Origin of the sequence: Phaeobacter sp. LSS9 (assembly GCF_003443595.1) — a bacterium.
Lineage (GTDB): Bacteria > Pseudomonadota > Alphaproteobacteria > Rhodobacterales > Rhodobacteraceae > Phaeobacter > Phaeobacter piscinae.
This window is the reverse complement of sequence record NZ_CP031956.1, coordinates 3,087,215-3,108,312: the sequence shown is the minus strand read 5'-3', so window position 1 is coordinate 3,108,312 and position 21,098 is coordinate 3,087,215. Positions and strand designations below refer to the sequence as shown.

Genomic DNA, 21,098 nt, shown 5'->3' with positions numbered 1-21,098 from the left:
CTAGGGTCACCCCACTCCAGCACCCACAGGACGAGGCCCGGCATGGCGATCAGCAAGACCATTCGCACCTATTTCAACGGCAGCTGGCACGATGGCGATGTCGCGATCATGAAGGCTGCAGACCATGCCGCCTGGCTCGGGTCCTCGGTGTTTGATGGGGCGCGTCTGTTTGATGGGGTCACCCCCGATCTTGATCTTCACTGCGCCCGCGCCAATGCCTCCGCTGAGGCGCTTATGATGGCACCGACCGTCAGTGTCGCTGATATGGTCGCCATCGCCAAAGAAGGCCTATCTCTCTTTGCACCCGGCGCGGCCGTCTACATCCGGCCTATGTATTGGGCGACAGGCGGCGATTCCACGATGATCGCTCCGGGGCCCGAAAGCACCCAATTCGCACTCTGCCTGGAAGAGATCCCGATGGCGCCCCCGACCGCCTCCGCCACACTGACCCGCACCTCCTTTCGGCGACCCATCCTTGAGAGCGCCGTGGTGAATGCGAAGGCCGGCTGCCTCTATCCCAACAACGCCCGTATGCTGCGTGAGGCCCACGCCAAAGGCTTCAGCAACGCCTTGGCGTTGGATGCGATGGGCAATGTCGCTGAAACCGCGACGGCAAATATCTTCATGGTGCGTGACGGAGAGGTCTTCACACCAATCGCAAACGGCACCTTTCTTGCCGGGATCACACGTGCCCGACATATCGCAAACCTGCGCGCCGATGGTGTCACGGTTCACGAGAGCGTCCTGGGCTACACGGATTTTGAACAGGCCGATGAGATTTTCATGTCGGGCAATATGAGCAAAGTCACCCCGGTCACCGCCTTTGATGATCGCCAGTATCAGATCGGCCCCATCGCAAAACGAACCCGCGACCTTTACTGGGACTGGGCCACAAGCAACGGCCGTTGATCCCGGCCGCGGGACGCCGCGTGCTCGTCTATTGCACCATCGGATCGCTTGCGCCATGATCCAATCGGAACAACCAGAGGATCAATATGCGCAAATTTCTTGTCGTATTGGATGACAGCCGGGAATGCCTGAACGCGATGCGGTTCGCTGCCATGCGCGCTGCCAAAACCGGCGGCGGGGTGGAGATCCTTTCGGTGATTCCCCCGGATGAGTTCAACCACTGGATCGGCGTCGGCGAAGTGATGCGGGAGGAAGCCCGTGAACGCATACATGCGCATTTTGAAGTTTTTGCGAAATGGATGCGGGACCGTCAGGGGATTGAACCGAAGCTTGTGATCCGTGAAGGCGAAGCCGTGCCCGAGATCATCGCCCAGATCGAGTCCGACACCGAAATCGGTGTTCTGGTGCTGGGCGCGGGGGACGATCGCAAAGGTCCCGGACCGCTTGTTACTCAACTGAGCCGCTCATCCGGCAGCCTGCCGGTGCCGATCACAATCGTGCCCGGCGATCTGTCCAAGGAAAAACTGGAAGCGATCACCTGATCGCTTCTGACCTGCCAGCACGGTTGCCCTTCTCCTCCTGAGGAGATTGGACCCGGACGCGCCAGCACGGCCCGATAGGGCTTTCGAATTTAGAATTGTTCCAAATCTTGACTTAAGCGGGTCGGAGGCGCATATCTCTGCCACGCTTTAAGGAGGCCCGACATGTTCATTCAGACCGAATCCACGCCCAACCCGGCGACGCTGAAATTCCTGCCGGGCCAGACTGTTCTGGAGATGGGCACCGCTGATTTTCCAACCGCAGATGCCGCAGGCAGCTCGCCTCTGGCGCAGCGAATCTTTGCCGTTTCCGGGGTCACCGGCGTGTTCTTTGGCAATGACTTTGTCACGGTGACCAAGGCTGACACCGTCGAATGGGACCACATCAAGCCCGCGATCCTGGGTGCCGTGATGGAGCATTTCCAATCCGGCCAGCCCGTCATCTCAGAGGGCGGTGAGCAAACCTCGGGCCATGCCGAACACACCGGTGAAGATGGCGAAATCGTCAACCAGATCAAGGAACTGCTCGACAGCCGTGTCCGCCCTGCGGTGGCACAGGATGGCGGCGACATCACGTTCCATGGCTTTGATCGCGGCGTTGTCTATCTGCACATGCAGGGTGCCTGTGCCGGTTGTCCGTCTTCAACGCTGACCCTGAAAATGGGCATTGAAAACCTGCTGCGTCACTACATCCCGGAAGTGACCGAGGTACGCCCCGTTGCTGTCTGACGCCCTCGTCCTTGGATTTGATACATCGGCCGCGCATTGCGCGGCCGCTTTGTTGCAGGGTGACGTCCTCCTTGCCCAAGCGTGCGAAGAGATGGCGCGCGGACAGGCCGAGCGCCTAATACCGCTGCTGGAAGAGGTGCTGGATCAGGGCGGAGTAACTTGGGCGGATCTTGATGCGCTGGGAGTTGGCGTGGGTCCGGGCAACTTCACCGGCATTCGCATTGCCGTCTCAGCTGCGAGAGGTCTGGCACTGGGATTGGAAATCCCCGCCGTCGGCGTCAGCGGATTTGAGGCGCGTGAGCACCCCGGCACATTCGCCGCGGTACTTGCGCCACGTGATCAGGTCTATGCGCACCCCCCCGGAGAAGACCCTCGGCTGATGCCGCTTGCCGAAGCGCAAGCCATCGCAACCGCGCTGAGGCTGGAATTGGTTGCCGAGGCGACGCCACCGCGCATTGCCGAAACAATCGCGCGCAGGGCTGCAGTGCGCTACAAAGACACTATATCCGCCCCGGCCCCGCTGTATCTGCGAGCTGCTGATGCCGCCCCCGCCAAAGACGCACCGCCAACACTGATTGACGGCTAGCATCTGCCTGCTGACCATGACAAAACCCTTGCACAATCAACCGAGCCCTCCGACGCCGGAGGACATGGCCCGCACCCATCAGGCTGCCTTTCTGCAGGAGCGCGCCTGGTCAGCACGCGAATTTGCGGCCCTGCTGGACAGCCCCTTCAGCTATGCCGTCGGGGATGCGCGCAGTTTTGCCCTTGGCCGCGTTGTTGCGGGAGAAGCGGAATTGCTGACGATTGCCACCCACCCCAATCATCAACGGCAAGGTCTGGCGCAGGCGATTCTGGAGAGATGGTGGGAGGTCGCCTTGGCGCATGGTGCAACCGATGGGTTTCTGGAGGTCGCAGAAGACAACCAACCGGCCCGCAGCCTGTACAAGGCTTATGGATTCGCAGAGAGCGGCCGACGGGTCGGATACTACCCCCGCCAAGGCACAGCAGCAGTGGACGCAGTGCTCATGAGCGTCAGTTTACGCAAGGCCGAAAGCGCAGAATAACACCAAAAGGTCAAAAAACGGTTGACCCTTTCCGCAGCCTACGGCCTAAATTGTCGCACCTTTTTAAAAACACATGGGTTGGGGCGGTCAAACTGGCCGCATCAAGAACAACAAATTGGGAGTACCCCTATGACCCTGATGAAATCCCTGATGAGCGCCGCGGCAGCCGTGGCGCTGACAGCGGGTGCTGCGATGGCAGAACCGGCGCTGATCTTCGATCTGGGCGGCAAGTTCGACAAGTCCTTCAACGAAGCAGCCTTCACCGGCGCGCAGCGTTGGGCTGAAGAGACCGGCGAAAGCTTCCGCGAAATCGAACTGCAGTCCGAAGCTCAGCGTGAGCAGGCGCTGCGCCGCTTTGCCGAAGCGGGCGCCAACCCGATCGTGATGGCAGGCTTTGCCTTCGCCGATGCACTGGGTCAGGTCGCTGCAGACTATCCGGACACCAAGTTCGTGATTATCGACATGGTTGTCGATGCACCCAACGTCCGCTCCGTGGTCTTCAATGAGCACGAAGGCTCCTATCTCGTGGGTATGCTGGCAGCCAAGGCATCCAAATCGGGCACCGTTGGTTTCATCGGCGGCATGGATATCCCGCTGATCCGCAAATTCGCCTGTGGCTACGCCGAGGGCGTAAAAGCGGCCAACCCGGACGCAACCGTGATCGCCAACATGACCGGCACCACCCCGGCGGCCTGGAATGACCCGGTCAAAGGCTCCGAGCTAACCAAAGCGCAGATCAGCCAGGGTGCTGACGTTGTTTATGCGGCAGCAGGCGGCACCGGTGTTGGCGTACTGCAGACCGCAGCTGACGAGGGCATCCTGTCGATCGGCGTGGACAGCAATCAGAACCACCTGCACCCGGGTAAGGTCCTGACCTCCATGATGAAGCGCGTCGACAACGCTGTGTTCGAAGCCTTCTCCGACGGTACTGAGCTGGAAACAGGTTTCTCCGTCATGGGCCTGTCGAACGGCGGTGTTGGCTTCGCAGTTGACGACAACAATGCGTCCCTGATCACCGAAGAGATGACCGCTGCCACCGATGACGCGGCTGCCAAGATCGCAACCGGTGAGATCACCGTGCATGACTATATGTCGGATGACAGCTGCCCGGCTCTGTCCTTCTAAGTGCTGAACTGCCCCCCGGCCCACCGTGATCCTTTTGCGATCATGGTGGTGACCGGGGGTTTCTCATATTGCCCGGAGGCTGCGCCTTTGCCGCCTCCGGGTTTGGTTTTTCCTAGGTTGGCTAAAATGCACATGTTAACCGCCCGTCGCTGTGACGCGGATCTGTGCCAACTGATCGAGGATGAATAAGGGGAGCCCGAATGACGGCACCAGCAATTGAACTAAAAGGCATCTCCAAAGCCTTTGGCCCGGTTCAGGCCAATAAGGATATCTCAATCCGTGTTGCCCCCGGCACGATCCACGGGATCATCGGCGAAAACGGGGCGGGCAAATCAACGCTGATGAGCATCCTCTACGGGTTCTACAAGGCCGATAAAGGCGAAGTTTGGATTCACGGGAAACGGACCGAAATTCCGGACAGCCAGGCGGCGATCTCCGCCGGGATCGGCATGGTGTTCCAACACTTCAAGCTCGTTGAAAACTTCACCGTGCTGGAGAATATCATTCTGGGTGCCGAGGACGGCGGGCTGCTAAAGCCCTCGCTCAGCAAGGCACGCAAATCGCTGAAAGATCTGGCAGCCGAGTATGAGCTGAACGTTGACCCTGATGCGCGTATCGACGAAATCGGTGTGGGTATGCAACAGCGCGTCGAGATCCTGAAGGCACTCTATCGTCAGGCCGACATCTTGATTCTGGATGAACCGACCGGCGTGCTGACCCCGGCAGAAGCGGATCAGCTGTTCCGCATTCTGGACCGGCTGCGCGCTGAGGGGAAAACGATCATCCTGATCACCCACAAGCTGCGCGAGATCATGGAATATACTGACACGGTGTCAGTGATGCGCCGTGGCGAGATGACCGCCACCGTAAAGACCGCCGAGACCAGCCCCGAGCATCTGGCCGAGCTGATGGTCGGTCGCAAGGTGCTGCTGCGCGTCGACAAGGTCCCCGCGACCCCTGGCAAACCGATCCTCGAGATTGAGAATCTCAGCGTTGTTGATGAGGCCGGTGTCGCGCGTGTTAAGAACATTGATCTGACCGTCCGAGCCGGAGAAATCCTGGGGATCGCCGGTGTTGCGGGCAATGGCCAGTCCGAGCTGATGGAAGTCTTGGGTGGCATGCGTGAAGGTCAGGGAAGCATTCGTCTCAATGGCGCGCCCTTGCCATTGTCTGGTGCCGGATCTGACGCCCGTGCCCGTCGCGCAGCCCATGTGGCCCATGTTCCCGAAGACCGCCAACGCGAAGGTCTGATCATGGACTTCCACGCCTGGGAAAACGTCGCATTCGGCTATCACCACGCCCCTGAGTACCAGCGCGGTCTGTTGATGAACAACGCCGCCCTGCGCGCCGATACAGAAGCCAAGATGGCCAAGTTTGACGTGCGTCCGCCGGATCCATGGCTCGCTGCCAAGAATTTCTCCGGAGGCAATCAGCAGAAAATCGTTGTGGCCCGCGAAATCGAGCGCAACCCGGAGCTGTTGCTGATCGGCCAGCCCACACGGGGCGTCGATATCGGTGCAATCGAGTTTATTCACAAGCAGATCGTCGAACTGCGCGATCAGGGAAAAGCCATCCTCTTGGTCTCGGTCGAGTTGGAAGAGATCCTGTCGCTCGCCGACCGTGTTGCTGTGATGTTTGACGGGATGATCATGGGCGAACGCCCTGCAGATCAGACAGATGAGAAAGAGCTGGGCCTGTTGATGGCCGGCGTCGCGGGGGAGGCCGCGTAAATGGATAAGATGCCTAAATGGGCCGATGTCGTGCTGATCCCGCTGATCAGTCTCATATTGGCCGCTATTCTGTCTGCCTTGGTTATTCTTGGCATTGGTGAAGATCCGATTGCCGCGGTGAACCTGATGGTATCCGGCGCGCTGGGATCGACCTATGGCTGGGGCTATACGCTCTACTACGCCACCAATTTCCTGTTCACGGGCCTGGCAGTCTCCGTGGCCTTCCACGCACGGCTGTTCAACATCGGCGGTGAAGGTCAAGCCATGCTCGGCGGCCTTGGGGTCGCCCTGGTCTGCCTGTATATCCCGTGGCCACATTGGTCGCTTGCATTGATCTTTGCCAGCCTTGGTGCTGCGCTGTTCGGGGCAGCCTGGGCGGCCATTCCAGCCTATCTTCAGGCAAAGCGCGGCAGCCACATCGTGATCACCACCATCATGTTCAACTTCATCGCTGCTGCGGTGCTGAACTATGTGCTGGTGAACCTGCTGCGCCCCGAAGGATCAATGGACCCGGCCACAGCCCGCTTTCCTGAAGCCGTTCACCTGCCGTCGCTGCATGAGCTTCTGGCGCCGATCGGCATTGAGTTTTCCAAGGCGGCGCCAGCGAATGTCAGTTTCCTCGTGGCTGTTGGTGCCTGTATCGCCGTCTGGCTGCTAATCTGGCGCACCAAGCTTGGCTATGAAATTCGGGCCTATGGCAACTCTGAATATGGCGCGCTCTATGCCGGGATTTCTCCGGTAAAGATCACCATGATTGCCATGCTGATCTCAGGCGGTCTGGCCGGTATGATGGCCACCAACAATGTGATGGGGGAGGCAGAGCGTCTGGTTCTGAACTCCACCGAAGGCGCCGGTTTCATCGGCATCGCCGTGGCTCTTATGGGGCGCAGCCATCCCTTTGGTGTGTTCCTTGCCGCGATCCTGTTCGGCTTCCTCTATCAGGGTGGCGCTGAACTGGCGCTCTGGACCAGCATCCCGCGCGAATTGATCGTGGTCATTCAGGCCCTGGTGATCCTGTTCACGGGCGCATTGGACAATATGGTGAGAGGCCCGCTGGAGCGGATCTTCCTTGCTCTGCGCCGGGGGAAAGCGTGATGGATTTTCTGACTCTGATCCAGGTGCTTGACAGCACCGTTCGCCTTGCCACGCCGCTGCTCCTGGCCTGTCTGGCAGGCCTGTTCTCTGAACGTGCGGGCATTTTTGACATTGGCCTTGAAGGCAAGATGCTGATGGCTGCCTTCTTCTCTGCTGCGGTTGCCGCGACCACGGGGAATGTCTGGTTGGGCCTTTTGGCCGGTATCGCCTCTTCACTGGTCCTCAGCGGGCTGCACGGACTTGCCTCGATCACCTTCCGTGGCAACCAGCTGATCTCCGGTGTGGCGATCAACTTCCTCGCTGCCGGTATGACGGTGCTGATTGCGCAGGACTGGTTCCAGCAGGGCGGTCGTACCCCGTCCCTGTTCTCAGGTGGTCGCTTTGAACCACTCAATCTGCCGTTTGCGGATGCACTGGCGGATGTGCCGGTACTGGGCCCGATCTATAGCGAGCTGCTGTCTGGCCACTCCGTGCTGGTCTATCTGGCCTTTCTCGCGGTGCCCGCGACCGCATGGATCCTGTTTGGCACTCGCTTTGGCCTGCGCCTGCGCGCCGTTGGGGAGAACCCAGCAGCCGTTGATACCGCTGGTGTGTCCGTGGTCGGGCTGCGTTACGCTGCCGTAATGATCTGCGGCCTCCTTTGCGGGATCGCGGGTGCGTATCTCGCGACCGCGCTTCAGGCCGGGTTTGTGAAGGACATGACCGCAGGCCGGGGCTTCATTGCCTTGGCAGCGCTGATTTTTGCGAAGTGGCGTCCGTGGCATGCGCTTGGAGCCTGCCTTCTGTTCGGCCTCCTGCAAGCGGTTGCCCTCCGGTTCCAGAACATCGAAATCGGGACGTTTGTGATCCCGGTTCAGATGATGGACGCGTTGCCCTACATTCTGACAGTCGTGATATTGGCTGGGTTTGTTGGCAAGGCCGTACCGCCCAAGGCCGGCGGTGAGCCCTACGTCAAGGAACGCTGATATCCAGCTCCATTCCGCATAGTCCCTTGGGACTGTGCGGAAACATCGTCAAGCGCCCGGCCATGGCCGGGCGTTTTGCGTTTCACTCTACTTGCGCACGTCAGACAGCAATCAACAGCACCGGGTCCCCCTGCCGAAAATCATAGGTCCAGTTTTCCCCACAGCATCAGTCCTGTTTTCTGCACAGCGGCATCGACAGTTGATTTTACGCAGGTGCTGCGGTCTAACACTGATATGCAGATTTATCTTCCCATCGCCGAGGTGTCGGTCAACGCATTCCTGCTTCTGGGGCTCGGCGGTATGGTCGGCATCCTGTCCGGCATGTTCGGGGTTGGCGGCGGCTTTCTGATGACGCCGCTCTTGTTTTTCATCGGGATCCCCCCGGCAGTTGCCGTAGCTACCGAAGCCAATCAGATCGTCGCCTCCTCTTTTTCCGGCGTGCTTGCGCATTTCAGGCGGCGAACCGTCGACATCAAGATGGGTCTGGTCCTGCAAGCCGGAGGTCTGCTGGGCGCTGCGCTCGGGGTTGTGGTCTTCAACTATCTCAAGGCGCTTGGTCAGGTCGATCTACTGGTCAAACTTTGCTATGTCGTCTTCCTTGGCGTGGTTGGCGGGCTGATGTTCGTCGAAAGCCTGAACGCAATCCGAAAATCCAAGGCCTCCGCAGGCGCGGCGCCAGCACCCCGCAGACAGCGTGGTTGGGTCCATGCTCTGCCATTTAAGATGCGATTTCGCACGTCTGGTCTCTACATTTCGGTCATTCCACCACTGCTGGTCGGTGTCGTTGTTGGTATTCTGGCAGCGATCATGGGGGTTGGTGGTGGTTTCATCATGGTGCCAGCGATGATCTATATTCTGGGCATGCCAACCAAAGTTGTTGTGGGCACATCGCTGTTTCAGATCATTCTGGTGACGGCCTTCACCACCATGCTCCACGCCACCACGAACTATACCGTGGATATCGTCCTTGCGGTTCTGTTGCTGGTCGGCGGCGTCATCGGTGCTCAGATCGGCACTCGGATTGGGGTTTATCTGAAGGCAGAGCAGTTGCGTATCCTGCTCGCCCTCATGGTGATCGTGGTCTGCGTCAAGCTCGGTCTGGACCTCTTGCTCATGCCGTCCGAGCTCTATTCGCTCGGCAGCGACGGGGGGCATTAAGATGCTCCGTCGCTCTATCCATCGTAATCACCACGTCGAGGTGCGCTCAGGCTGGCGCCGCGCCAGTCGACGGCTTTGTGCAGCAGTCTTCTTGGCGATGCCGTTCACGCCACTGGCCTCAGCCCCAACGGCAGCGCAAACCGCCGCCAGCCTAGCCGACAGTGAACCCGCAGCCGGACCGCGCGAAGAGGTTGTCCTGGGACTCAGCCAGGACCGTGTGGCCATCACTGCAAACTTTGACGGCTCGGAGATCCTGATCTTTGGCGCCGTGAAGCGCGAGGCACCGATCCCGCAGGATGACCCGCTTGAGGTGATTGTCGCAGTGTCCGGCCCGGCGTCTCCGGTGATGGTTCGGCGCAAGGAGAAAAAGCTCGGCATTTGGGTCAATACTGACAGCGTTCTGGTGGATTCGGCCCCCAGTTTTTATGCGGTCGCCACCAGCGCGCCCCTCTCGCAGGTGCTGAGCGATACCGAAGATCTGCGGTATCGGGTGTCGGTGGGTCGTGCGATCCGCTCGGTTGGGGCGGGGATGCACATCCGCGGCGCCCAGCAATTCGCCGAAGCCGTGATCCGCATCCGCTCAGACAATGATCTCTACTCGCTACGGGAAAATACCGTCGCGGTGGATCAGCAGACCTTGTTTCGCACGGCGATTGACATGCCTGCCGACCTGACCGAAGGGGCTTATAGCACGCGCATCCTGCTGACCCGCGGGGGATCAGTGGTGGCGCAGTACGAAACCAGCATCGACGTGCGCAAGGTGGGGCTGGAGCGTTTTCTCTACGCGATGTCGCGCGAACAGCCGTTTCTCTACGGTTTGATGTCATTGGCTATTGCGATCGCCGCAGGTTGGGGTGCCTCCGCCGCCTTCCGCCTTCTGCGCAGGAGTTAAGGACAGCCCCCGCCGCGCAAAGCGCGGCGCCACCCCAAACGGGTGCGTTGCCTGCTTGCTGGTATCGTTTACCGGGCGGGAGTCGCCCGTGTCTTGCCTAGCCGCGTCCGATATAGGGCATGGTCGTCGCCATGACCGTCATGAATTGCACATTCGCCTCAAGCGGCAGATCTGCCATATGCAGCACTGACTGTGCGGCATCTGCCACAGCAAAGGTCTCCATTGGTGCGGCTGTCGGATCTGCTGCGATCTGGCGCGCGCTCAAATCTTCCACCATGGGGGTGCGCGCGTTTCCAATATCAATTTGCCCGCAGGCAATCTGAAAGGGGCGCCCGTCCAACGACAGGCTACGGGTCAGCCCGGTAATCGCGGATTTTGTCGCCGCATAGGGCGTTGATCCGGGGCGCGGGACATGGGCCGCGATGGACCCATTGTTGATGATCCGGCCCCCCTGTGGTGATTGCCGGCGCATCTGGCGAAAGGCCGCGCGCGCTGCCAAAAACATACCGTTTAAGTTCACATTGACAGCCGCAAACCAATCTTCCAGCTCAATCTCGTCAATGGTGCCCGAAGGGGTGAATATACCGGCATTGTTGAACAGCACATCCAACCGCCCTACCCGCTTTGCGAAGCAATCAAAGGCGTGGTCCACTGCGTCTGGGTCTGTCACATCAGCGGGTAGAACATATGCTGTGTCACGCCCCTGCGCGACTTCTTCCAACTGCTCTGCACGACGCGCCAAAAGGCCAACCTGCCAGCCCTTCTCAAGAAACACCTCAGCCACGGCACGACCGATACCGGAACTTGCACCGGTGATCAGGATCGTACGCTTGGAGGTTTCGTCCATTGCGCTCATACCGGGCTGTCCTCCTGCATTTCCAATGTCAGAGCGCTGGCTGGTGCTGCGCGTAGGTCGTCCACCTGCAGCGGGCCGGTTGGCTTTGCCAGACGGTTGCGCACCACCCAGATAAGCCGTTCCTGTGCCCGTGTAATGGCGACATAGGTCAGCCGCTTCCACAGGGGCTGACCAGCCTCCACCCGTCCCATCCGCGCAGCCGCGTAGATGTCCGGGGCAAAAACCTGTGCCGTTGGCCACTGCGACCCTTGGGCCTTGTGAATGGTGACCGCTGCCCCATGCAGAAACGCGGCCCCCATACGCGCGGCAAACGGAATGAAGGGCTCTTCTTCTTCGGGTTTTTCAATCTTCACGATTGATGCGGCGGACACCTGCGGATCTTCTGCCCCCATCACATGAAGACGCGAAAACCCCGGTTTCCGGCCCGGCCCGAGATAGATCACCTGAGCGCCCTTGATCAGACCGCGGGCTTCCAGATCCAACCGTTTCTTGCGGTGTTTCATCGGCAGTTCAATGCCATCACAGATCAGCGGTTCGCCCGCCAGCAGGCTGTCTTCCGGGGCACCATGCACATTTCTGAAGGCGTTGATCAGCCGAATTCGGGTGTTGTTGCGCCAGACCAAGACCGGGGAGCGCGCCATCAAATCGACCTCCACCCGCTGACCCCAGACCACGCGCTCATCCTTGCGGGAGAGATCTTCGACCATACGCTCAAAATCCTCAAAGCCGACGTCGGGATCTGCAAGCGCATGGGCAAGATCCAGAATAGGGTTGCCGGCCTCCTGGCGGTGTATGCGGTTGAGGATCAGCTTGCGCTCTTCCGGCAGTGTTTCAAAGACCATCGCACCAGATTGGTTCACTGGCGCGAGCTGTGCGGGATCTCCGAACAGCAACAATGTCGGAAAAATCTCCTTCAGATCCTGAAACTGGCGGTCATCCAGCATGGAGGCCTCATCGATAAAGCCGATGTCCAGCGGCTCCTCTCGGCGTTTCCACCCGGTGATGAAGTCGGACCCCCGCAGCCCGGCAGCCGCCAAGGCGCCCGGGATAGACTTATTGCGCTCATAGAAGGCTTTGGCACGGGCCAGCGCCTCCTCGGTCAACCCTTCAATTTCCGGCTCGTCACCACTACCGGCCAGCCATTCGGCAATTCGCTCGTATTCAGGATCATAGACCGGCGTGTAGAGAATTCGGTGGATCGTGGTTGCAGGCACGCCCCGCAGGCGCAGAACACTGGCCGCTTTGTTTGTCGGCGCCAGGATTGCAAGCGTGCGGCGGTCCTCGTTTTTCTTCCGGCTTTCATAGTCGCCCGATACGACTTCAACCCCGGCTTTCTCCAGTGCCTTGTACAGCTCCGCCAGCAACAGCGTTTTGCCGGAACCGGCCTTGCCGATCACAGCCATTGCACCGCCGTCCCCGCGCGGCGGGTGTAGCAGATCATCTTCCAGATCGACCCCCGCGTCATGAAGAAGACTGCTGACGCGATCAAAGGCAACCGCCTGATCATCGGAGAATTTTATGGGTGCTGCGCTCATGTCGCGACCCTACAGGGGCAGGGCCGGCTGCACCAGAGCAGACGGCCCGGCATGTCCCGGTTTTGGCAGAGGTCAGGTCTGCCTCTCACGTCCTCTTCAGCGCAGTTGTCAGCCGGTCAGGGCGACGGGTCCAGGCTCCCCTGCCCCGCCAAACGAACGATCAAACCACAAAGTCGACAGCTCCGGCTGGATACCCGCCTTCTGTGCAACGCGGTGATAGGCCTCCGACGAATAATCCCAAAGGCCGAGGCAGATCCGGTCCCGCCCCTCGCCCATGGTGCCAATGACGTCCGGACTAAAACCAAGCGACCGGTAGATCCGGACCATACGGCGGTCAAACACCCCTGCAAAATGGGCGATGTTGAAGTTGCGCATGATCTCCAGCCCGGCCAAGGTCAGCGCCCCGGCGACGTTACCACTGACATCACGCGAAAGGCAGAACCGCGTACATTCCCAGATCAGCGGGCTACAGATCGCGTCGCCTCCAGTTAGTTCAGGAAAGACATCGTTTACCATGATCGGACCGGTGGAAGGCAGGAACCGCATCGAGCCACCGTGGCGGCCATCAGCCTGCTCCCAAATCACATAAAGCGGATCAAGCGCATCATATTCGTCGCGCTCTTCTCCTTGAGCATCTACCGAGACATCCCACCCGAGCCGCGTCTTGAATTGATCGGCGCGGTCCACAAACATCGAATGGGCCAATTCACGGTGCTGGTGCAGGTCGTGTGCATATACATAGCGAAGCATAATTTAGTCCCCTTTAGATAGAAAAGTGGGACCAGATTACGACCAGAAGAGATTCTCAACTATAAGGTTAATGAATGCCTGTAGCTTCAACGCGTTAAATGATGATCAGCCCGAGACTCAGTGCACGCGCGATGGCATGGGTGGTGTTGATGGCCCCCAATTTGAATCGCGCGCTCTCGATATAGACACGTAAAGTATGCTCCGAGATCGTCAGCGTCTTCGCCACCTGTGCACGGCTATAGCCCATCGCTAGCAGGGTCAGCGCGTCAATCTCGCGCGGGGACAGCGGTTGCACATGTTCCGGGCTACGATCGGGTTCAAACTCCAGCGCCTTGCGATTGAAGTAGTGCCCGATCAGGATCAAATCTCGGCTGTGTTTGTCGGTGAACCGGGTCCACGTGTCATCATCGCAATTGTGACTGACCGTAAACAGCGCAAACTGCCCGTTCGGCCCCCGGATCGGGATCGAATATCCCTGGTTGCCGACGTCATGCGCCAAGGCGTCTTGCAGAAATTCACGCGCGGGTTTGGAGGACCAGTCAAGGCGGCGCCAGTCGACCGGGTGGAAACGCTGATAGCATCCGATAATGACAGGATCGACGCGCACATAGGCCTTTTCCTGGTAGCGCTCGACCCAGCCCTGCGAATAGGTGCCAAAATGATAGTGATCGCCCGCACTATCCACCCAATGGTACATGGCATGATCAACCTCGAAGGTATCGCAAACCCGTTGGATGATCTCCTGCAGACCATCGACCGAGGTCGTCGCGTCCAATACCTCAAGGATCAGATCAAGATTAACTTTGGTTGCCATAAATTGCCTGAATCTCACTTAGTCTTGGCACAGGTCCCCTGCACCGTTGCGGCTGCTGGTATGCTCTACAAACCGCGTTCTTAGTCTTTGTGCCGCGATCGTCGCGGAAGCGTCAACGACATGCCAGCATATTGATCGAATTTTTATTTCATAGGGGATTATCTAGTGCGCCGCCACACAATGTCTGCCCCATCAGCACCAAGTCGCCTGCCCTTCCAACGTCACGATCCGCTGGGCGAAAACGTACCAAACACACGAAAAACCCCGCCAGTCCTATCGGTGACTGGCGGGGCGAAACTGACAGAAATCAGCTGGAGGTTCTACCCTGCCAAGACATCTTCCAGGGTCCGCAGCCCGGTACGCGGCGCCTGGACCAGAACGGACATATTGCCGGGTTTATGTTCATTGCGCAGCATCTTCATATGGGCCTCCGGCAGGTCCGACCAAGAGAAGACCTCAGACATGCAGGGATCCAGACGACGCTCTACCATCAGCTTGTTCGCTGCGGCCGCCTGTTTCAGATGCGCAAAATGTGAACCCTGCAGGCGCTTCTGATGCATCCACATATAGCGCACGTCAAAGGTCAGGTTATAGCCGGTGGTACCGGCGCAGATCACAACCATACCACCCTTTTTGCAAACAAAGGTCGAGACCGGGAATGTGCTTTCGCCCGGATGTTCAAACACCATGTCAACATTATTGCCCTTGCCCGTGATGTCCCAGATCGCCTTGCCAAACTTGCGCGCTTCCTTGAACCAATTGGCATATTCAGGGGTGTTCACTGTCGGCAGCTGGCCCCAGCAATTGAAGTCTTTGCGATTGATGACACCTTTGGCCCCCAACCCCATGACGAAGTCGCGTTTGCTCTCGTCAGAGATCACGCCGATGGCATTGGCGCCAGCAGTGTTGATCAGCTGGATCGCATAAGAGCCAAGGCCGCCCGAGGCACCCCAGACCAGTACGTTCTGGCCAGGCTTCAGATCATGTGGTTCATGGCCGAACAGCATCCGGTAAGCGGTGGCCAGTGTCAGCGTATAACAGGCGCTTTCTTCCCATGTCAGATGTTTGGGGCGCGGCATCAGCTGCTGTGACTGAACATTGGTGAACTGGGCAAAAGATCCATCAGGGGTCTCATAGCCCCAGATCCGCTGGCTGGGGGAGTACATTGGATCGCCGCCGTTGCATTCCTCATCATCACCGTCGTCCTGATTGCAGTGGATCACCACCTCATCGCCGACCTTCCAGCGCTTCACCTTGTCGCCAACCGCCCAAACAATGCCAGAAGCGTCGGAACCTGCGATATGAAACGGAGCGCCATGCCCATCAAAGGGGCTGATGGGGGTGCCAAGTGCGGCCCAAACACCGTTGTAGTTCACCCCGGCCGCCATCACGAGAACGAGCACATCGTGGCTGTCCAGCTTAGGCACATCGACAACCTCCTGCACCATAGCGGTGTCGGGGTTGCCGTGGCGTTCCTTGCGGATTGTCCACGCATACATTTTCTGCGGCACATATCCCATCGGAGGCAGTTCACCGATCTCGTAGAGCTCTTTTTCAGGGGCCTCGTAGGAGAGGGCGCCGTTCTGCGTATCCAAAGCCATGCTGGCCTCCTTTTTTCCGCTGTTCGCCGCAATGCAGAATCGCAGCTGCTACCTAGGGAATAAGATTCACCAAGCAACAATGCAACATCATTTATTCAATTTGGGTAATTTTATAACTCAGCAAACGCGGAATATTCCTTCGCACTCGCAGCAACCCCCCCCTATTCAGCCTGCGTTTCGGGCAGATCAGGGATGAGATGTCGAATGGAATTCGCATAGTAGACAAGCAGATCCCGGCGCTCAGCGACCACCTGATAGCGGTTCTGGTGCTCTTCCAGGATCCCCCGGGCTGTCAGCTGACGCAGCCCGGCCTCCGCTGCGTAACCCTGCCCCCCGCCCGGCGTGTGAATATGGGCAAAGGGCATCTGTGCCAGTAGCCTCTCCATCGCCTGTTCGATCTCAGACCGGCTCAACGGGTCGGAACCAGACGGCAAGCGCACCAGCGTTGCGGCTACCAGAGCCACCGGCAGAACCGGAACACATTCACCAATCCGCCCCATCAACTCCTCAGCCAAGACCGTCGGCGCATCTTCCTCCCCGTCGCGCAACATAAACGCCCGCAGGCTGAGTGGACGCCCGAAGCTGACCGCCGCATATCCAAATCGTTGGTAACGTCCTGTGAGCCAGAGCATCAGTTGACGCAGCATTCGGATGGCGACCACATGGATGCGCGGACGAAATCGCCGCTCTCCGGCTTGGGCCGCCGACGTCAGAATCTTGTCCTCAAGAACACGGTCGTAATTCAGAGCGACCGGCACAAACACCACATCCCGCCCCCCTTCACCCTGGGCCAACTGCCCATCGACAATATACTTGAGCAGCCCCACCTTCGGCTCGGCCAGGGCGCCGTCCAGGCTGAGTCCGCCCTCGGGAAACATCGCCTGTGTCACACCGCCTTGCGTCGCCAAGCGTACGTAGGTTGCAAGAACACGGCGATAGAGGTCATTTCGTGATTTCCGACGAATAAAATATGCGCCCATTGCCCGGATCAACCGTGATAAGGGCCAAACCCGCGCCCACTCCCCCACCGCATAGGAGAGCGCGGACCGATCTGCAGCGAGGTAAGTGATCAGCACATAGTCCATATTTGACCGGTGGTTCATCACAAACACCACGGTCGCCTCCGGATCAATGGCCTTGAGCGCAGCCTCGTCGACGTGACCAAGGCGCACCCGGTAGACGGCGTTGGACAGAAACCGAGCCAGGCGGATCGCAATGCTGAAATAAGCAACGGCAGAGAACGAGGGCACAATCTCACGCGCGTAGCGGCGGGCCTCCTCAAAGGCGACGTTCTCCGGAATACTCATATTACGCGCATGATCCGCGATCTCTTGTGCCACCTGCGGGTCGTAAATCAGACGCTGAATCATGTCGTAGCGCCGCGCCAGTTTGAACGGCTGAATAGGACGCTCAAGCCGCCGATTGAGACGCGCCACCGCACGCTCAAGCCGACGACGAAAGAACCACCGCACCGAAGGGAACAAAAAATGCGACGCAAAAGTGATCGCAGCAAACAGCAGGATCAGCACAAATAGCCAAAGCGGGAGTTCCACGGTCTGCGTCATCCCGCCAAGCCTTGCCCAAACCTGCCCGGTTTACAAGCCTTTGCAACCTCACCCCCCAGCCACCGATCGACCATTGTGGCCCTGCTCATCACGGCGGGCCAGCAGCATGCGAACAGCAGTTTGAGAAGGCACCTCAACTAGTCGAAAGATGGTCATCGACAGGATTATTATGCCCCCCAAGACAACGGTTGCAGCCAGCACGTAGATCCCGGCCGGCAGCCCGGCCGGGAGCAGTGTAAGCAGGGTCACGCCAATGTAATTGTGCAGCAGATAAACCGGATAACTGATCAACCCCAACCCAGCCAACGGCCGCCAAGCCAGAACCTGGGCCACCCTCAATCGCAATGCACAGGCCGCAACTGCGAGAAAGATCAGGACCAGAAATGCCACTTCCCAGTTATCTTCAGCGCGGTAAAATGCCACCGAGAAGGCCCAGAAGACCAGCGCAGCCTGCCGCTTGTCGTGCGCTCCGGAATAGATTGCGGCAAAGGTGATGCCTGCGGCGAACAGATGCGCATAGGCTAAAAAAAGCGTCTCAATCACCACCTGCGGCACCAGCCCAGCGACCGCAAACTCTACCACTGCGAATATCGCCTGCATGATCAGCAAGACCAATGGCGCCACACTTCCAAAACGTCCCTTGGGCACCAACCAGCAAATCACAGCCGCCAACAGGTAGAACCGAACCTCAATGGCCAGTGTCCAATATACAACGTCGACGTAGCCATCAAACCCAAAGACGCTGTGCCAGAAGCGCTGCGATGTGAAGGTCCAGGAGGCCGCAAAGCCACTCAGATCTCCTCGTATGTCTTGCGTGAAATTGCTGCCAACGCTGTGCACAAAAACAAACGTGATGAGGGAACAAACCACCAGTGTCGGCCAAAGCCGCGCCAGGCGTTTTAGCGCAAACCGCAGTGGCCAGGGCCGTTCGGAAAGCGACAGCGTAATGACAAATCCAGAGATGACGAAGAACAGCTCGACACCCATGTCACCGTATTTCGCCAGGGGCAACAATGCCGCACCGTAGGGGGAGTACTGGGGATAGGCCTGAAAATAGTGGTACAGCACGACGGCCAGCACAGCAACAGCGCGCAAGCCGTCGACCTCGGCGAGGCGCCGCCCAGTGATAGTGTTCTTCAAATCAGTGCTCTTCTAATACAAAAATCAACTTATAAGGTCTTAGATCAAACACAAAACCACCTCAACAGCCTGCAAGCGACCTGAAAGCGCGAGAGCCGCTGTCAGACTTACAAATGCCGCAACGCAGCGAATTGACACAGGTCTATAATTGCTATTTAGATCCACTCAGAGAAATATAATTACCACAATCCTGCTGGGAGGCTGATGATGCCGCAGATGCAAAAAGACCGCCCTTGGCTGATCCGCACGTATGCGGGCCACTCCACTGCCAGCGCATCCAACGCGCTCTACCGTGCCAACTTGGCGAAGGGGCAAACCGGCCTTTCCGTGGCCTTCGATTTGCCAACGCAGACCGGCTATGACAGCGACCACGTCCTGGCTCGCGGCGAAGTGGGCAAGGTTGGTGTGCCGGTCTGCCATCTGGGCGACATGCGGTCCCTGTTCGACCAGATTCCGCTGGAACAGATGAACACCTCCATGACGATCAACGCCACTGCCCCTTGGCTGCTGTCTCTTTATATCGCGGTGGCGGAGGAGCAGGGCGCAGATGTGTCGAAACTGCAAGGCACCGTGCAGAACGACCTGATCAAGGAATACTTGAGCCGGGGCACCTATGTTTGTCCCCCCAAGCCCAGCCTCAAGATGATCGCTGATGTGGCTGAGTACTGCTACACCAATGTGCCCAAATGGAACCCGATGAACGTCTGCTCCTATCATTTGCAGGAAGCGGGCGCGACGCCCGAGCAGGAGCTGGCCTTTGCGCTCGCAACCGCGCAGGCGGTGCTGGACGAGCTGAAACCGCGCATCGCGCCTGAGGATTTCCCGGCTATGGTCGGTCGCATTTCCTTCTTCGTGAACGCCGGCATCCGGTTCGTGACCGAGATGTGCAAGATGCGCGCCTTTGTCGACCTTTGGGATGAAATCTGTCGCGACCGCTACGGCGTCGAGGATCCCAAATTCCGCCGCTTCCGCTATGGTGTGCAGGTGAACTCGCTTGGCCTGACCGAACAGCAACCGGAGAACAATGTTTACCGTATTTTGATCGAGATGCTGGCTGTGACATTGTCGAAAAAAGCGCGAGCCCGCGCGGTGCAGTTGCCCGCCTGGAATGAGGCGCTTGGCCTGCCCCGCCCCTGGGATCAACAGTGGTCCATGCGGATGCAACAGATCCTCGCCTATGAGACCGATCTTCTGGAATATGGCGATCTGTTTGATGGCAACCCGGCTGTGGATGCAAAGGTTGAGGACCTGAAGACAGGCGCACGTGCTGAATTGGCGAATCTGGAATCCATGGGCGGCGCAGTGGCCTCCATTGAATACATGAAGGGCCGGTTGGTCGATTCCAACGCCGAACGCCTGAACCGGATTGAGAAAAACGAGACCGTTGTTGTTGGCGTCAACAAATGGACCGAGGGTGAGCCGTCTCCGCTACAGACCGAGGACGGCGGCATCATGGTGGTCGACCCGGCGGTCGAGCAAGAGCAGATCAGCCGTCTGGATGACTGGCGCAGTGGGCGCGACGATGACGCAGTTCAAACAGCGCTCATGGCCCTGCGGACCGCAGCGCAAAACGGTGACAATATCATGCCACCCTCCATCGCCGCAGCCAAGGCGGGTGTCACCACCGGCGAATGGGCCGAGGAAATGCGCAAAGTCTATGGCACCTATCGTGGTCCGACCGGTGTTTCAGGATCGGTATCCAACAAGACTGAAGGCCTGGATGAATTGCGCGACAAGGTCAACGCGGTGAGCGATCAACTTGGCCGCCGCCTGAAATTTCTGGTCGGGAAACCTGGCCTCGACGGCCATTCAAATGGTGCCGAGCAGATCGCCTTTCGGGCCCGCGACTGCGGCATGGACATCACCTATGACGGTATTCGCATGACCCCGGAGGAACTGGTGGCATCGGCCATCGCGGATGACGCCCATGTTGTTGGCATGTCGATCCTTTCCGGCAGTCACCTCCCCCTGATCGAAGAGCTGATGGGCCGAATGACAGAGGCCGGTCTTGCGCATGTTCCGGTTATTGTCGGAGGAATCATTCCAGACGATGACGCGGACCGTTTGAAAAAGATGGGGGTGGCTCGTGTTTATACACCCAAGGATTTTGAGCTCAACGCAATCATGGGAGACATTGTCGAACTTGCGAAACAACCAGAAACGGCTGCGCATTAGCGGATTTTCGCAAATAAAAATAATCGAAACAACTTTCTTGATGAAATCGCCATGAATATGGGGCCATAAATGAATGCACCTCGACGTATAACGTCGTGCATTCATTCATGGAGATAAAAATGGCCGTTGACCTCACATCGATGTCGCGAAAAGAACTTTTGGAATTGCAGTCAAACGTCGAAAAGGCGTTGAAAGACGCTGAGCAGCGTGAGCGCATCGAAGCATTGAAAGCCGCGGAGGAAGCCGCCGCCAAATTCGGTTTCTCCCTGGATGAGATTGCCGGAAATGGCCGTAGCACTGCCAAGAAAACCAAGGCAGCTCCGAAATACCGCAACCCTCAAAACCCGGAAGAAACCTGGACCGGTCGTGGCCGCAAACCACATTGGGTTCATGCAGCGCTGACATCCGGCGTTGATATTTCCGACCTGGAAATCTGATTTTCCGAACTGAGGG

20 protein-coding genes are annotated in these 21,098 nt (G+C 58.6%); 13 read left to right on the top strand and 7 right to left on the bottom strand.

Annotated elements, in window-relative coordinates; translation table 11 throughout:
* Positions 1–42: 42 nt before the first annotated feature.
* From D1820_RS14870 to D1820_RS14820, 11 genes are all read left to right on the top strand, one after another.
* Positions 43–909 (top strand): branched-chain amino acid aminotransferase, encoded by an 867-nt coding sequence (locus D1820_RS14870; RefSeq protein ID WP_118069576.1) that lies wholly within the window; start codon positions 43–45, stop codon positions 907–909.
* An 86-nt stretch (positions 910–995) separates the two neighbouring features.
* Positions 996–1,451, top strand: coding sequence for a universal stress protein (locus tag D1820_RS14865; protein WP_014873502.1), 456 nt, complete (start codon positions 996–998; stop codon positions 1,449–1,451).
* A gap of 162 nt (positions 1,452–1,613) precedes the next feature.
* Positions 1,614–2,177 (top strand): NifU family protein, encoded by a 564-nt coding sequence (locus D1820_RS14860; protein WP_014873501.1) that lies wholly within the window; start codon positions 1,614–1,616, stop codon positions 2,175–2,177.
* Positions 2,167–2,763: a tRNA (adenosine(37)-N6)-threonylcarbamoyltransferase complex dimerization subunit type 1 TsaB gene (tsaB, locus tag D1820_RS14855; RefSeq protein ID WP_118069575.1), complete on the top strand. Its 597-nt coding sequence runs from the start codon at positions 2,167–2,169 to the stop codon at positions 2,761–2,763. The genes D1820_RS14860 and tsaB overlap by 11 nt, the downstream gene beginning before the upstream one ends.
* A 64-nt stretch (positions 2,764–2,827) precedes the next feature.
* On the top strand, positions 2,828–3,244 hold the full coding sequence (locus D1820_RS14850) for a GNAT family N-acetyltransferase (RefSeq protein ID WP_118069574.1): 417 nt from the start codon (positions 2,828–2,830) through the stop codon (positions 3,242–3,244).
* A gap of 129 nt (positions 3,245–3,373) precedes the next feature.
* Positions 3,374–4,369: a BMP family protein gene (locus tag D1820_RS14845; protein ID WP_061049628.1), complete on the top strand. Its 996-nt coding sequence runs from the start codon at positions 3,374–3,376 to the stop codon at positions 4,367–4,369.
* Between the two features lie 200 nt (positions 4,370–4,569).
* The gene (locus D1820_RS14840) at positions 4,570–6,099 is read left to right on the top strand and encodes an ABC transporter ATP-binding protein (RefSeq protein WP_014873497.1); all 1,530 of its coding nucleotides are present in this window, start codon (positions 4,570–4,572) and stop codon (positions 6,097–6,099) included.
* Complete coding sequence (locus tag D1820_RS14835; protein WP_040171184.1) at positions 6,100–7,194, top strand: ABC transporter permease; 1,095 nt, start codon at positions 6,100–6,102, stop codon at positions 7,192–7,194.
* Entirely contained in the window at positions 7,194–8,159 is a 966-nt protein-coding gene (locus tag D1820_RS14830) for an ABC transporter permease (protein ID WP_040171186.1), read from the top strand. Before D1820_RS14835 ends, D1820_RS14830 begins: the two co-directional genes overlap by 1 nt.
* A gap of 234 nt (positions 8,160–8,393) precedes the next feature.
* Positions 8,394–9,317 carry a sulfite exporter TauE/SafE family protein gene (locus D1820_RS14825; protein ID WP_014879074.1) on the top strand — a complete coding sequence of 308 codons (924 nt, stop codon included), beginning with the start codon at positions 8,394–8,396 and terminating at the stop codon, positions 9,315–9,317.
* Position 9,318: 1 nt separating this feature from the next.
* Positions 9,319–10,209, top strand: a complete 891-nt coding sequence (locus tag D1820_RS14820; RefSeq protein ID WP_118069573.1) for a TIGR02186 family protein — start codon at positions 9,319–9,321, stop codon at positions 10,207–10,209.
* A gap of 97 nt (positions 10,210–10,306) precedes the next feature.
* On the opposite strand, the gene D1820_RS14815 is transcribed toward D1820_RS14820, so the two are convergent.
* The 7 genes from D1820_RS14815 to D1820_RS14785 all read right to left on the bottom strand — a co-directional run bounded on the left by D1820_RS14815 (position 10,307) and on the right by D1820_RS14785 (position 18,425).
* Positions 10,307–11,065 carry an SDR family oxidoreductase gene (locus tag D1820_RS14815; protein ID WP_118069572.1) on the bottom strand — a complete coding sequence of 253 codons (759 nt, stop codon included), beginning with the start codon at positions 11,063–11,065 and terminating at the stop codon, positions 10,307–10,309.
* Positions 11,062–12,600, bottom strand: coding sequence for an AAA family ATPase (locus tag D1820_RS14810; RefSeq protein ID WP_096870523.1), 1,539 nt, complete (start codon positions 12,598–12,600; stop codon positions 11,062–11,064). Before D1820_RS14810 ends, D1820_RS14815 begins: the two co-directional genes overlap by 4 nt.
* 108 nt (positions 12,601–12,708) lie before the next feature.
* The gene (locus D1820_RS14805) at positions 12,709–13,350 is read right to left on the bottom strand and encodes an acyl-homoserine-lactone synthase (protein ID WP_118069571.1); all 642 of its coding nucleotides are present in this window, start codon (positions 13,348–13,350) and stop codon (positions 12,709–12,711) included.
* Between the two features lie 94 nt (positions 13,351–13,444).
* Entirely contained in the window at positions 13,445–14,164 is a 720-nt protein-coding gene (locus D1820_RS14800; RefSeq protein ID WP_024098459.1) for a LuxR family transcriptional regulator, read from the bottom strand.
* A gap of 320 nt (positions 14,165–14,484) precedes the next feature.
* Positions 14,485–15,765 (bottom strand): crotonyl-CoA carboxylase/reductase, encoded by a 1,281-nt coding sequence (gene ccrA, locus D1820_RS14795; RefSeq protein ID WP_014873488.1) that lies wholly within the window; start codon positions 15,763–15,765, stop codon positions 14,485–14,487.
* A 161-nt stretch (positions 15,766–15,926) separates the two neighbouring features.
* On the bottom strand, positions 15,927–17,330 hold the full coding sequence (locus tag D1820_RS14790) for a 1-acyl-sn-glycerol-3-phosphate acyltransferase (RefSeq protein ID WP_118069570.1): 1,404 nt from the start codon (positions 17,328–17,330) through the stop codon (positions 15,927–15,929).
* A gap of 48 nt (positions 17,331–17,378) precedes the next feature.
* The gene (locus D1820_RS14785) at positions 17,379–18,425 is read right to left on the bottom strand and encodes an acyltransferase (RefSeq protein WP_118070236.1); all 1,047 of its coding nucleotides are present in this window, start codon (positions 18,423–18,425) and stop codon (positions 17,379–17,381) included.
* Positions 18,426–18,677: 252 nt separating this feature from the next.
* Between D1820_RS14785 and D1820_RS14780 the strand changes: the two genes are divergently transcribed.
* On the top strand, positions 18,678–20,645 hold the full coding sequence (locus D1820_RS14780) for a protein meaA (RefSeq protein ID WP_254683323.1): 1,968 nt from the start codon (positions 18,678–18,680) through the stop codon (positions 20,643–20,645).
* Positions 20,646–20,764: 119 nt separating this feature from the next.
* Positions 20,765–21,082: an H-NS family nucleoid-associated regulatory protein gene (locus D1820_RS14775; protein ID WP_096870519.1), complete on the top strand. Its 318-nt coding sequence runs from the start codon at positions 20,765–20,767 to the stop codon at positions 21,080–21,082.
* The last annotated feature ends 16 nt before the right edge of the window (positions 21,083–21,098 follow it).

Excerpts from the sequence above, each read along its gene's own strand:
- D1820_RS14850 (WP_118069574.1), top strand. The coding sequence starts at position 2,828 with ATGGCCCGCACCCATCAGGCTGCCTTTCTGCAGGAGCGCGCCTGGTCA.
- D1820_RS14810 (WP_096870523.1), bottom strand. The coding sequence starts at position 12,600 with ATGAGCGCAGCACCCATAAAATTCTCCGATGATCAGGCGGTTGCCTTT.
- D1820_RS14870 (WP_118069576.1), top strand. The coding sequence starts at position 43 with ATGGCGATCAGCAAGACCATTCGCACCTATTTCAACGGCAGCTGGCAC.
- D1820_RS14835 (WP_040171184.1), top strand. The coding sequence starts at position 6,100 with ATGGATAAGATGCCTAAATGGGCCGATGTCGTGCTGATCCCGCTGATC.
- D1820_RS14845 (WP_061049628.1), top strand. The coding sequence starts at position 3,374 with ATGACCCTGATGAAATCCCTGATGAGCGCCGCGGCAGCCGTGGCGCTG.
- D1820_RS14865 (WP_014873502.1), top strand. The coding sequence starts at position 996 with ATGCGCAAATTTCTTGTCGTATTGGATGACAGCCGGGAATGCCTGAAC.
- D1820_RS14815 (WP_118069572.1), bottom strand. The coding sequence starts at position 11,065 with ATGAGCGCAATGGACGAAACCTCCAAGCGTACGATCCTGATCACCGGT.
- D1820_RS14830 (WP_040171186.1), top strand. The coding sequence starts at position 7,194 with ATGGATTTTCTGACTCTGATCCAGGTGCTTGACAGCACCGTTCGCCTT.
- D1820_RS14775 (WP_096870519.1), top strand. The coding sequence starts at position 20,765 with ATGGCCGTTGACCTCACATCGATGTCGCGAAAAGAACTTTTGGAATTG.
- D1820_RS14800 (WP_024098459.1), bottom strand. The coding sequence starts at position 14,164 with ATGGCAACCAAAGTTAATCTTGATCTGATCCTTGAGGTATTGGACGCG.
- ccrA (WP_014873488.1), bottom strand. The coding sequence starts at position 15,765 with ATGGCTTTGGATACGCAGAACGGCGCCCTCTCCTACGAGGCCCCTGAA.
- D1820_RS14805 (WP_118069571.1), bottom strand. The coding sequence starts at position 13,350 with ATGCTTCGCTATGTATATGCACACGACCTGCACCAGCACCGTGAATTG.
- D1820_RS14820 (WP_118069573.1), top strand. The coding sequence starts at position 9,319 with ATGCTCCGTCGCTCTATCCATCGTAATCACCACGTCGAGGTGCGCTCA.
- D1820_RS14790 (WP_118069570.1), bottom strand. The coding sequence starts at position 17,330 with ATGACGCAGACCGTGGAACTCCCGCTTTGGCTATTTGTGCTGATCCTG.
- D1820_RS14780 (WP_254683323.1), top strand. The coding sequence starts at position 18,678 with ATGCCGCAGATGCAAAAAGACCGCCCTTGGCTGATCCGCACGTATGCG.
- D1820_RS14825 (WP_014879074.1), top strand. The coding sequence starts at position 8,394 with ATGCAGATTTATCTTCCCATCGCCGAGGTGTCGGTCAACGCATTCCTG.
- D1820_RS14840 (WP_014873497.1), top strand. The coding sequence starts at position 4,570 with ATGACGGCACCAGCAATTGAACTAAAAGGCATCTCCAAAGCCTTTGGC.
- D1820_RS14860 (WP_014873501.1), top strand. The coding sequence starts at position 1,614 with ATGTTCATTCAGACCGAATCCACGCCCAACCCGGCGACGCTGAAATTC.